14 protein-coding genes are annotated in these 11553 nt (G+C 66.7%); 9 read left to right on the top strand and 5 right to left on the bottom strand.

Annotated elements, in window-relative coordinates:
* The first annotated feature begins 41 nt into the window (after positions 1-41).
* From VF329_05410 to VF329_05395, 4 genes are all read left to right on the top strand, one after another.
* Positions 42-542 (top strand): VOC family protein, encoded by a 501-nt coding sequence (locus tag VF329_05410; protein ID HEX7080431.1) that lies wholly within the window; start codon positions 42-44, stop codon positions 540-542.
* Between the two features lie 174 nt (positions 543-716).
* Positions 717-1190 (top strand): hypothetical protein, encoded by a 474-nt coding sequence (locus VF329_05405; protein ID HEX7080430.1) that lies wholly within the window; start codon positions 717-719, stop codon positions 1188-1190.
* Positions 1165-1911, top strand: coding sequence for a nucleotidyl transferase AbiEii/AbiGii toxin family protein (locus tag VF329_05400; GenBank protein HEX7080429.1), 747 nt, complete (start codon positions 1165-1167; stop codon positions 1909-1911). Before VF329_05405 ends, VF329_05400 begins: the two co-directional genes overlap by 26 nt.
* A 97-nt stretch (positions 1912-2008) precedes the next feature.
* Positions 2009-2380 (top strand): DUF6152 family protein, encoded by a 372-nt coding sequence (locus VF329_05395; GenBank protein ID HEX7080428.1) that lies wholly within the window; start codon positions 2009-2011, stop codon positions 2378-2380.
* Positions 2381-2623: 243 nt separating this feature from the next.
* Here VF329_05395 and VF329_05390 read toward each other — a convergent pair whose 3' ends face one another.
* The 4 genes from VF329_05390 to VF329_05375 all read right to left on the bottom strand — a co-directional run bounded on the left by VF329_05390 (position 2624) and on the right by VF329_05375 (position 6350).
* Complete coding sequence (locus VF329_05390; GenBank protein ID HEX7080427.1) at positions 2624-3646, bottom strand: LLM class flavin-dependent oxidoreductase; 1023 nt, start codon at positions 3644-3646, stop codon at positions 2624-2626.
* 115 nt (positions 3647-3761) lie between these two features.
* A complete protein-coding gene (locus VF329_05385) occupies positions 3762-5102 on the bottom strand; it encodes a hypothetical protein (GenBank protein ID HEX7080426.1) in 1341 nt (446 codons plus the stop codon).
* Positions 5099-5977: an ABC transporter ATP-binding protein gene (locus tag VF329_05380; GenBank protein HEX7080425.1), complete on the bottom strand. Its 879-nt coding sequence runs from the start codon at positions 5975-5977 to the stop codon at positions 5099-5101. The genes VF329_05385 and VF329_05380 overlap by 4 nt, the downstream gene beginning before the upstream one ends.
* Positions 5931-6350 carry a GntR family transcriptional regulator gene (locus VF329_05375; protein ID HEX7080424.1) on the bottom strand — a complete coding sequence of 140 codons (420 nt, stop codon included), beginning with the start codon at positions 6348-6350 and terminating at the stop codon, positions 5931-5933. Before VF329_05375 ends, VF329_05380 begins: the two co-directional genes overlap by 47 nt.
* A gap of 189 nt (positions 6351-6539) precedes the next feature.
* On the opposite strand from VF329_05375, the gene VF329_05370 reads away from it, so the two are divergent.
* The 4 genes from VF329_05370 to VF329_05355 all read left to right on the top strand — a co-directional run bounded on the left by VF329_05370 (position 6540) and on the right by VF329_05355 (position 9929).
* The gene (locus tag VF329_05370) at positions 6540-7550 is read left to right on the top strand and encodes a DUF6152 family protein (protein ID HEX7080423.1); all 1011 of its coding nucleotides are present in this window, start codon (positions 6540-6542) and stop codon (positions 7548-7550) included.
* On the top strand, positions 7551-7811 hold the full coding sequence (locus VF329_05365; GenBank protein HEX7080422.1) for a hypothetical protein: 261 nt from the start codon (positions 7551-7553) through the stop codon (positions 7809-7811).
* A gap of 154 nt (positions 7812-7965) precedes the next feature.
* On the top strand, positions 7966-8589 hold the full coding sequence (locus VF329_05360; protein HEX7080421.1) for a Uma2 family endonuclease: 624 nt from the start codon (positions 7966-7968) through the stop codon (positions 8587-8589).
* A gap of 95 nt (positions 8590-8684) precedes the next feature.
* Positions 8685-9929 (top strand): PQQ-dependent sugar dehydrogenase, encoded by a 1245-nt coding sequence (locus tag VF329_05355; protein HEX7080420.1) that lies wholly within the window; start codon positions 8685-8687, stop codon positions 9927-9929.
* 15 nt (positions 9930-9944) lie between these two features.
* Here VF329_05355 and VF329_05350 read toward each other — a convergent pair whose 3' ends face one another.
* On the bottom strand, positions 9945-10805 hold the full coding sequence (locus tag VF329_05350; GenBank protein ID HEX7080419.1) for an alpha/beta hydrolase-fold protein: 861 nt from the start codon (positions 10803-10805) through the stop codon (positions 9945-9947).
* Positions 10806-10894: 89 nt separating this feature from the next.
* Between VF329_05350 and VF329_05345 the strand changes: the two genes are divergently transcribed.
* Complete coding sequence (locus VF329_05345) at positions 10895-11521, top strand: amidohydrolase family protein (GenBank protein HEX7080418.1); 627 nt, start codon at positions 10895-10897, stop codon at positions 11519-11521.
* Positions 11522-11553: the final 32 nt, after the last annotated feature.

Genomic DNA, 11553 nt, shown 5'->3' with positions numbered 1-11553 from the left:
GACCTGTCGCCGTTAAACCTACTTTCCGCGGAGAGAGAAAAATGGCAAACGCTAAGCTCACGACCTGCCTTTGGTTCGACAAAGGCGAAGCCCGCAAAGCGGCCGAGTTCTATGCCTCCGTTTTTCCCGACTCGAAGGTGGGCGCGAGCCTCATGGCGCCGTCCGATTCTCCGAGCGGTGAGGCAGGCGAGGAGCTGACCGTGGAGTTCACGGTGCTCGGCCAGCCGTTCGTCGGGCTCAACGGCGGTCCCAATTTCAAAGCGAACGAGGCGGTCAGCTTCATGGTCATCACCGAGAACCAGGAGGAAACCGATCGTTACTGGGACGCCATCACCAAGAACGGCGGCGAGGAAAGCGCCTGCGGCTGGTGCAAGGACAAGTGGGGCTTCTCCTGGCAGATCACTCCGCGTGTGCTGCTCGAAGCGGTGAGCAATCCCGACCGCGCAGCGGCCAAACGCGCTTTCGAAGCGATGATGCCCATGCGGAAGATCGATATCGCCACGATCGAGGCAGCGGTCAAAGGTGAGGCGGTTCCTGCGTAAGCGCTTGGCGCTTGGCGCCTGCCCCCTGGCCCGCCGGCGTGAGCATCACCGGGGCGCGCAGGGGGTGGGCGGGCACGAACGCCCCGTGTTCGCTGCTCGTCCAATCTTTCGGCCGCTTGCCCTATTCACGCCCGCCCGACCAGGCGCATAATCGTCCTATATAGGACGATTACAATGGCCCGTACCCGCAAAACGCAGGAGCTCCTCGCGCTCATCCATCGCGGCGCAGGGGAGGACGGCATTTATGCCTTGGCGGCCGCCGCGGGCCGGCCCTACCGACGCGTGCACGACCAGGTCAAGCGCTTGGCCGCCGAGGGTCTCGTGCGTCTCGAACGGGCATCCGTCGGACCTCGAACCGCCCTCCGGGTCCGGCCGCTCCCGCCCCGCGAGCCGAAGCTCTCCTTCAACCGAGCCTGGAGCAGACCGCGCGGCGGAGTAGACGAAGAGACCGTCATCGCGCAGGTGCTCGCTCGTCCCACCTTCAACGACCTGCTCGCCTGCGTCGAGCACTACGGGCTCGAGCGCGTGCAAAGAGCTCGAGCGGCGATGCTCCGCGCGTTCGAGCTCTCACCGGGCGCCGCCGAGGCAAGCGGCCGAATGCTGAAGAACATCGAGATCGGGCGTGCACGCGCTGCCGGCAGGCACTGAGAGGCTGCTTCGAGCCATCGATGCATCGCGGCATGCTGAAGGTTTGATACTTGCCGGCGGGACCGCGCTCGCGCTTCGCATAGCGCACAGGCTGAGCGCAGACCTCGACTTCGTGTTCCCGGCAGAACGCCTCCCCCGAAAGCGCGTCGCGCGGCTCCTCGACGAGCTTGGTCGATCACATTCGGTCGAGCCTTTCCCGAATCTGGCTGCCGAGCAGGAGTTCCTCGATAGCGGGCTCGAGCTCGTCGACTACCAGCAGGACTACAGCATCGATCGGATCAAGGTCTCGTTCTTCGTCCCGGACCCGGCGCGGCTCTCCGAAGAGATCCAGGCCGAACGGAGCGTCGCAGGGTTGAACAGAATCGCCGTAGCAACTCTGCGCTCGCTGTTCCTGATGAAGGCCGTAGCCCTGAATAGCAGGATGACGACGCGCGACCTGTTCGATGTTTACACGTTGATCGAGCAGCACGGATGCCCGGAGGCCGAGCTGTTCGAGGCCGCGGATCGCTTCGGATACAGTCCAGACGTCCTGAAAACGCGGCTACTCGGCGCCGCCCCGCGCCGCGACGACCCGGGCATCGAGCTCCCGGCCGGCGCGCCACCGACGTTCGCGCAGCTCAAAGCCTATTTTGCGGACCTCGTCGACCGAATCGAGCAAGCTCAGGCGGAAGCGCACGTCACGAAGCCACGCAGCAAAAAGAAGCCCCGGCGGCGCACGTGATCGCCCCGGCGCGCCGCCGCTATTGCGGATGCCCGCATTTGACATCTCTACATTTGTCGCTATTATATCTCTACGAATGTAGATATAGGTGAGCCGCATGAGAACGACCACAGCATGGGCAACGGCGCTCGTAGCGCTCGCCTTTGTCGGTTCGGTCGAGGCGCATCATTCAATCATGTTCGATATCGGCAAGCCGATCTGGATAGAGGGCACGGTCGTTCGTTTCGACGCCGTGAACCCTCACGTCCTGTTCACGCTGGAGCGCGAGCTTGGCGACGGACAGGTCGAACGGTGGACCGTCGAAGGTTCGGGTCTGCGCGCGTTTACACTGATGGGCGGCGACCGTTTGCAGCCCGGCGAAGTCGTCGAGGTTTGCAGGTTCGATCTAAAGGAAGAAGTTCGGCTCGAAACTCCGGCCGGGACGCGCGCGGCAGGGCTCGGCCGAGGCTTCACGGGCACGTTCTCGTGATGTCGGATGGGCACATGCGGATCTTCGGCGGCTACGGCAAGCTCGTGAACTGTGTGCCGAGCCTTCGTGAATTTTCCGACGCTTGCGCCTCAGGCGTTCATTGACGAGGTCGATCGTCGAATGGACGACCCCTGCCCGCCGCTGGCAGAGAAGTAGCCGCGGGAGGGGCCCCCTCCGGCGTCGGCTCGAGACCGACGCATCGAAAGCAACGGGGATGTCAGGGTTCGAGAACGCCGCGGCGGCTCACCGCCAGCCGAGCTCCGGCGCCACGTACTTCAATATGCTCTCGATGACGTGCGCGTTGTACTCGACGCCGAGCTGGTTCGGCACCGTGAGCAGCAACGTGTCGGCCGCCGCGATCGCCTCGTCTTCCGCGAGCTGCTTCACGAGCACGTCGGGCTCGGCGGCGTACGAGCGGCCGAAGATCGCGCGGGTGTTCGCGTCGATGTAGCCGATCGTGTCCTGGTCGTCGTCCCTGCCCCCGAAATAGGCGCGGTCGCGATCGTCGACGAGCGCGAAGATGCTGCGGCTCACCGAGACGCGCGGCTCGCGCGTGTGCCCGGCCTCCTTCCACGCTTCGCGGTAGGCCTCGATCTGCTTGCGCTGCTGCACGTGCAGCGGCTCGCCGGTCTCGTCGGTCTTGAGCGTGGAGCTTTGCAGGTTCATCCCGAGCTTCGCCGCCCATCGGGCCGTGTCGTTCGTGCTCGAGCCCCACCAGATCCGCTCGCGAAGCCCCTCCGAATACGGCTCGACGCGCAAGAGCCCCGGAGGATTCGGGAACATCGGCCGCGGGTTCGGCTGCGCGAACCCATGCCCCTTCAGCACCTCGAGGAACACCATGGCATGCCGGCGAGCCATGTCCGCGTCGGTCTCGCCCTCTTGCGGCGCGTAGCCGAAGTAGCGCCAGCCGTCGATGACCTGCTCCGGCGATCCGCGGCTGATGCCGAGCTGCAGCCGCCCGCCCGAGATGACGTCCGCCGCGCCGGCATCCTCCGCCATGTACAGCGGGTTCTCGTAGCGCATGTCGATGACGGCCGTGCCGATCTCGATCCTGCGAGTGCGCGCGCCGACGGCCGCGAGCAGCGGGAACGGCGAGCCGAGCTGGCGCGCGAAGTGGTGCACGCGGAAGTATGCGCCGTCCGCGCCGAGCTCCTCGGCGGCAACGGCAAGCTCGATCGACTGGAGAAGCGAATCCGACGCCGTTCGAACCTGCGAGTGGGGCGAGGGCGACCAGTGCCCGAACGACAGGAATCCGATTTTCTTCACGGCTCGTCCTTGGCTGGCTTTCTGATGACAATCCTAGCCTCCAGGAGGCTTCCTTGGCGAATCGTTCACCACTCCCTTCGCAAACGACCGGCGCCGCAATTCCCGCGAAAGAAGCTCATGCAGCCCGCCCGCGCATAAAGGTTTCGCCACGACACAGCATCCAATCGAGCCCATTCCAGCGCGCCGCCGCGCAGGCGCGATAGACGAGCGCGAGCAGCGCAATCGCGGCTCCGAGCGCGATGACGACGGCGATGTCGACGTCCGCACGTGCCGTCGCGACGCTCGCCGCCATCAGCAAACCCATCGTCGACACCCCCAGCACGCCTTCGATGAGGCCGAGCCCCTTCGTCATGATCATACCGAGATAGAAGCTCGCCGCCGCACCGAGCACCACCAGCGGCGGACCGAAAACCACGAGGCGCGCCGGATACTCGTACAACGCACCGAAGCCGACGAGCAACGCCAGCAACACGCCGAGCGCGTAGCCGTTGTACCGCCAGTACGCTCGTTCGACCCGCCTGAAGAGCTCCGCGCGCGTGAGCCCTGCCCGGAGCCACAGCGTGCGGCTTCGCGCCGCCGCATGGCTCGTGACGGCGGCGGTTATCGCACCGAAGAGCGTGAAGAAAAAGAGCCACACGCTCGGCACGGCGATATACGCTGCTGCGATGCCGATCGGAACGGCCTGGCCGATCGCGAGTATCCACGGGCGGCTCGTGCCGAGCAGGAGCGATGCTTCCATCCCTTCGGCATAGGCGAGCGACGGCAGCCGCCGCAGCGTCGCGGTGAGCCACCCGTGCACGGCCGCGCGCACGGAAGCCGCACGATGCCCGGCCAGCAGTACCGCGCCGAAGGCGATCCAGCCGATGAAGCCGAGCTTCACCGGCCACGGTAACGCATCCGTCGGCTCGTCCATGTATGTGAGCGGCAGGCCGATGCTCAGCATCACGAGCAGCGCGGCCGCGAGCAGGCCCGTGCCGCCGCGCATCTTGCCGAGCATCCACAACGCGAGATACGTGAACCCGAACGTCGTGAAGGCCACCGCAAAGGTTCGCACGAAGACCGCCGCGAAGGAGATCTCGATCGGGAACCGGTAGAACGCGAGCACGGCCGTGCCGGCCGTCGCGAGCGAGATCGACGCGGCCGTGCCGACGGCGCTCGCGAGCAGCCGCAGCCTGCCGTGCGGCAGCACGCCAAGCCTCCGCCCGCGCATCATGCGATCGAGCATGACCGGCATCAGCGCGCTCGCGAAGAGCACGGCGATCACCGCGGGCCACGGTAGAAAGACGAAGAAGCTACCTTGCGCGTCCAACCGGCCGGTGGGGTCGAGCGTCCAGCTCGGCGCGAGCGCCGCACCGATGTTGCCGACCATCATGGCCGAGAGCCCGGCGAGTGAAAGCCAGCGGCCGAGCCGGGTGCCGGTGAAGTAAGTCCAGACGAGTCGCACGATGGCCGTCATCGATGCAGCTCCAGAAAGATGTCCTCGAGCGTCAGCGGCTCGGGCTCGAGCGCGGCGCCGGTAAGCCGCGCAATCTCGTCGTGGAGGTCGTCGCTCCAGTCGTACACGATCGCCGTCGCGTGGTGCTCCGCGTACTCGACGTGTAACGCATTGGGAATCGCCCATGAGCGCGCAATCGGTTGCGAGCTCCTCACGTGCAACCGCACGATCGAGTCCTTGAGATCGTCGAAGTCGCCGCGCCAACGGAGGCGGCGATCCTTGAGAATCCAGATCTTGTTCGCGAGCCGCTCGATGTCGGAAACGATGTGCGACGAAAACACGACCGAGCGCGTGCCGTCGGCCGCGATATCGACGATCTGCTCGAGAAAGTGCCGCCGCGCGATCGGGTCGAGACTCGCGACCGGCTCGTCGAGCAAGAGCAGATCCGGACGATGCCCGAGCGCGAGCAGGATCGAAAGCTTCTGCCGCTGCCCGATCGACATGCGCTTGATGCGCTCGGCGGGATCGATCTCCCACTTCGCCATGAGCCGGCCGATGAGCTCGTCGTCCCAATGCTCGTAGAAGGAACGAATGACCCGCACCTGGTCCGCAGCCGTGAGCTGATTCACGAGCTCGTCCTGCTGCGGAACGAACCCGACGCGTGCCTTGACCGAGGCCGGCATCCGGTAGCTCTCGTGGCCGAAGACCGTGACGGTGCCGGCGCTCGCCGGCGTGAAGCCGAGGATCAGCTCGAGCAACGTCGTCTTGCCCGCGCCGTTCTTGCCGAGCACGCCGACGACGTCGCCGGGCTCGATCTCGAACGACACGTCCTCGAGGACGGCCTTGCCGCTAAAGGACTTGCTTAGGCCGCGCGCGGCTACGTGCTGCCCGGTCATCGTTCACCTCCCACTTGGCTTTGAGCGCCTCGACGGCCTCTTCCACGCCGATCTCGAGCTGACGCGCCGCAAGCACCAGCGCGTCGAGCTGCGGGTCGAGCTGCTTCAGCCGTGCCGCGAGCGGCACCTGGCTCTTGCGCTGCGCGGCGACGGTCATCGGCTTGCCGCGGTGGCGCTCGAGCACGCCCTCGGCCTCGAGCAGCGTGTACACCTTCGAGACCGTCATCGGATTGATCGTATGCTTGAGGGCAAGCTCCCGGATGGACGGCAGCTCCGTCCCGGGCTCGAGCTGCCCGCTCGCAACCATGCGGCGAATCTGCTCGAGCAGCTGCCGATAGATCGGTACCCCGGAGTGCGGCTTCAGGGTGAACAAATCGTGCGCCTCGTGGCCGTCTGCATTATTGCAATAATGCACTCGTGCGGCGCGGGTTCAACGGAACTGCGTCACGATTCGGCACTGCCCACCTGCCGGCCGGTATGCCCCTGAGCCGACTGCGATGAGTTTGCCGGGTCGCCAGGGAAGTCATTATCATTTTCGAAACTGTCCGGTAGAGGGTTCGCCATGAAACTCCAATCCGCGGCTCTCGGTATCCTCGCGGCGGCCGTGCCTTTCTTCACGCCCGCGTTCGCTCATCACAGCCAGGCGATGTTCGATCAGTCGAAGGAGATACTGATCGAAGGGACCGTCGCGCGGTTCGACTGGGTGAACCCACACATGTACCTGATCGTCGAGACCATAGGCCCGGACGGCAAGCCGGCGCTCGTCGAAGGCGAAGGCCTCGCGATCACGCAGGCGCGAGTCGACGGCCTGCGCCGGGAGGCGCTCCAGCCCGGCACGCACGTCGTGATGCGCGCCAACCCCAATCGCGGCGGCTGGGGCAAGCAAGTCCGCATTCTCGACGTCACGACGGAGGACGGCGAAATACATCCGTTTTATGCGGCGAGCAGGCGGAATCGCACGCTGACGCCGGCCGAAAGCCTCGAGGGCAAATGGGCGCCGTCCCGCCAGGCGCTGACCGCCGCTTTCGGCGCGATGGCGCGCTTCCCGCTCACGGCGGAAGCCCGTGCCGCGCAGGCGAAGATGGCCGCCGACGGGCTCTGCTTCGTAGAGCCCGTCCCGTTCCTCGCGGCGCTCGACGAGCTGCGCTCGATCACGATCGGAGAAGACGAGGTCGTGATTCACTTCGAGAACTCGGGCGACCATGTCATACGCACGGTATATATGAACGCCGAGCACCCGGCCGACGTCCAACCCTCGCGCCACGGGCACTCGGTCGGCTGGTGGGAAGGAGACACGCTCGTCATCGATACGATCGCCTACGAGCCGAACCCCTCCGGCCTCGGCGGGAACGTGCCGTCGAGCCCCGCCAAGCACACCGTCGAACGGCTGTCACTCACGGATGACCGCCTGCGGCTGCGCTACGAGATCACCGTCGAAGACCCGGTGTATCTCGAGCGGCCGGCCACGTTGACGCAGCAGTGGGATCACCGTCCGGACCTCGAGTTCTCGCCGCCGTCGCAGGCCTGCGACGACGATGTCGCGGCACGGTATCGCGATCACGTCCCGGAGTAGGTGCGCGAGACCTGGCGGGGCCGCGGTCCGCGTCAAGCGCTGTTGGCGAAGGCGCTCGATGGGATCTACGTGCATGCGCTCGACGCAGGATTGGGGCGAGCCGCCGGCGAGCTCTTGGCCGCTGCGCGCACGCACGACGTGGTCGACGCGGCGCTCGTGCTGCTCGCCGAGGACGGAGACCACATCGTCACTTCCGATCCGAAGGACCTCGAGCCTCTTGCGGTGCTCTCGGGGCGACACGTGGAGATTATTCGAGCCTGACGCGTGCACGGTCGCGGCACCCGCAAGGAGTGCGGGACGGCTCTCGGGCGAGTCGAGACGGACTGGCACGGAGCGGCGAGTCGCGCTAGAAATGGAGTCATCGGCCCGATTTGGGACCTTCATGACTACGCGTTTCCCACAGGACAATCCACTCATGGCCGCACTCGCCGATCGCCTGCTCCCCGCCGGGAGCGCCCGCGAGGACCATTACGTGCATTTGCACGGCGCGACATGGGCGGACTACGAGCGGCTGCTCGTCATTCGCGACGAATCGGCGGTGCCGCGGATCACCTATCTCGAAGGAACGCTCGAGATCATGAGCCCGTCGCTGCCGCACGAGTCGATCAAGTCGACGATCGGACGCCTCGTCGAGGTCTGGTGCCTCGAGCACGGCGTCGAGTTCTCGGCCGCGGGCTCCTGGACGATCAAGGACAAGCGCGAAGAGGCGGGCGCGGAGCCCGACGAGTGCTACATCTTCGGCCCGGTCGGCAACCGCGAGCGTCCGGAGCTCGCCATCGAGGTCGTCTGGACTCACGGCGGGCTCGACAAGCTCGGCGTGTACCGCAGGCTCGGCGTGCCCGAGGTCTGGTACTTTCGAGACGGACGCATCGAGGTGCACGTGCTGCGCGGCACTCGCTACGAGCAGACCGAGCGCAGCGAGGCCCTGCCCGGCATCGATCTCGAGCAGCTCGCGAGCTTCCTGGACCGGGAGACGACCAGCCGGGCGATCCGCGACTACCGGGCGGCGCTGGCTAACGATCGGAGAACGCCCCGCTGAACGTTAGGTCGCGAGCCGAAAGCTGGCCTGACGCAAATCCTTTCGCATACCATCCCTGCCTTGGTACCGCCCCGAATCTCGAAGGAGCTTGGCCGATGAAGCCCGTCCTCACCGCGTCCCGACTCGCCGCCGTTGCGGTCCTCACGATCGGCGCTTCCGCCTCCGCCGTCGCTCAGCGCCCCCAGCCGACGCCGCTCGGCGAGGGCCCGTGGGACCTCGAAACCGAGGCCGGAACCGTTCATGTATCTGTATTGACTCGGGATCTGGAGTCGCCGTGGAGCCTCGCGCTCCTGCCGAACGGCGACATGCTGCTGACCGAGCGGCCGGGGCGGCTGCGCGTGATCCGCGACGGGAAGCTCGATCCGACCCCCATCGAAGGGCTGCCCGCGCTCATCAACGTGAGCATCGGCGGCCTGATGGGCCTCGCGCTGCATCCGGATTTCGAGGACAACCGGCTGATCTACTTCGCGTACACGAAGCCCCATCCGGACGACAGCAACCTGACGTCGCTGGCCGTCGCGCGCGCCCGCTGGGACGGCGGCTCCTCGCTGGCCGACGTCGAGGACGTGTTCGTCGCCAAGGACTGGTACGGCTCGGCGATGGCCGCCGAGAACCACCGCTGCTGCGGCCAAGGCCCCGCGTCGGGGAGCTACGGCGCGCGCATTGCCTTCGACGACGAGAATCGCCTTTACATCACGAGCGGCGACCGGAACTGGGGCGAGAAGGCGCAAGATCCGCAATCGCATCTCGGCAAGATCATCCGCGTGAACGACGACGGCTCGGTCCCCGACGACAATCCGTTCGTCGGCATGGAGGGCTATCTGCCCGAGCTCTACACGATCGGCCACCGCAATCCCACCGGGCTGCGGTTCGACCCCGAGACGGGCGAGCTCTGGTCGACGGAGTTCGGTCCGCGCGGCGGCGACGAGCTCAATCTCATCGAAGCCGGCAAGAACTACGGCTGGATCCTGATCACCAACGGCGAGCATTACGACGGCGCCGAGAAGGCGCTCGGCTCTCGCGGGATCGAGGGCTACGTGGATCCGGTGACCTTCTGGCCTCCGTCGGGCAACCCGGGCAACCTGATCGTCTACCGAGGCGATCTCTTCCCCGAGTGGCAGGGCAACGTGCTCGTGGCCGCGATGTCGCGCCCGGGCGCGCTCGTCCGCGTGATCCTCGACGAGCAAGGCAAATTCGTCCGCGAGGAGCGCATGCTGACGCAGCTCGGCCAGCGGATGCGCGACGTCGTCGAAGCGCCCGACGGACGAATCTTCGTGCTGACCGAGGCCTCGGCGTTCGCGTCGCCCGGCGCGATCCTGGTTCTCGAGCCGGGCGAGTGACGCAGTCGGCGCGTGTCAGAACAGCTGCGGCGCCACCTCGTACAAATACCGGCTCCAGACCTCGGCCGTGTGCCCGCCGAGCGTGACGCGGAACGTGTGCTCGACGCCGTGCTCGGTCAGCTGCTCGGAGAACGCCTTGTTCGCGTCGAAGAGACCGTCCTCGGTTCCGCAGCCGACCCAGAGCAGGTCGAGGTGCTCGTTGATCGTCTCGTCGTTCGCGAGCACGGCTTCCATGTCGACCCCGCCCCAGTCGGGATTGTTCGCGATCTGCATCGCGGAGCTGAATCCGGCGACGGCGGTGAACATCTCGGGGTGACTGAGCCCGATCGCGAGCGACTGCCCGCCGCCCATCGACAAGCCGGCGATCGCGCGATGCTCCGCGTCCGCCAGCACGCGGTAGCGTGACTCGACCTGCGGGATCAGGTCCTCGATGAAGTCGACGGCGAACTCTTCCATGTCGGTCTTGTAGGCCGCGGCACCGCGGCGCCGCTGCCCCTCGGGGAGCCGGCGCGTGTAGCCGTAAGGCATCACGACGACGAGCGGCTCGAGCCGGCCGTCGGCGATCGAGTTGTCGAGAATCACGTTCGCCTGCTGGCGGTCGATCCACGTCCGCTCGTCGCCGCCCGCGCCGTGCAGAAGGTACAGCACCGGATAGCGCTCGCTGCCGCTCTCGTAGCCGGGCGGCATGTAGACGACGACTTCGCGCTCGCGGTCGAGCGATTCGGAATGGTAATTGAAGGTCTGAACGGCACCGTGGGCGACGTCGCGCGTCTCGAGATACGCAGGCGTCGCGGTCTGCTGCGGGAGTGCGCTCGAAGCGGGCAGCGCGAAGAGCACCGCTGCAAGAGGCCAAGAACCGAGACTTGTTTTTCTCATGGGATGTTCCTCATTCGGGCGCGGCTCGAAAAGTATACGCGGCCGCGGTGCGCGCGCCCGCCGTTTTCGCTAAGCTCGTTCGCAGATCGATGAGTGAAATTAGGCATTCCGGCCCCGGGCCGGCCCTGAATCGGCGCAGGCTCATCGCGGCCGGCGCCGCGATCGGCCTGCACGCGCTCGCCGGCACGGCCGCAGCCCAACGCAGCCCGTCCGAGGTCATCGCCGGCGCCCTCACCGCGCCGGATCTCGCGCTGATCAACGGCCGCTTCGTCGACTACCGCGGCGTCGTCGGCGACACGCTGCTGCTCGCGAACGGCCGCATTCGCTCGGTCGGGTCCAACATCGGTCCGGGCCCCGCGGTTCCCACGGTCGACCTCGGCGGCCGCACGGCGATCCCGGGATTCGTGGATGCGCACGTCCATTACACGCGCGCGGGCGTGAATCCGGGCCATCAGGAACGCCGTGTCGAGCGCGCATTCAGCATCGCCGAGCTGCAGGAAACGATCGCCGCGCGCGCGGCAAGCGTCCCGCGCGGCGAATTCATCACCTGCATCGGCGGCTGGAACCCGCTTCAGTTTCGCGAATCGAGGCGCCCGACGCGCGCGGAGCTCGACGCGGCGGCGCCGGATCACGCCGTCTATCTGTCCGCCACGGGCCGCGGCGCCGGGGCGGTCACGAACGGGCGCGTCGTGCACGCCGCTGCGCCGTTCGTCTAGCCGGGACGGTCAAAGGTCCGCTCGAGGGTCCG

This window comes from Gammaproteobacteria bacterium (assembly GCA_036381015.1).
Classification (GTDB): domain Bacteria; phylum Pseudomonadota; class Gammaproteobacteria; order Steroidobacterales; family Rariloculaceae; genus ZC4RG20.
This window is presented reverse-complemented; position numbering and strand designations above follow the sequence as displayed.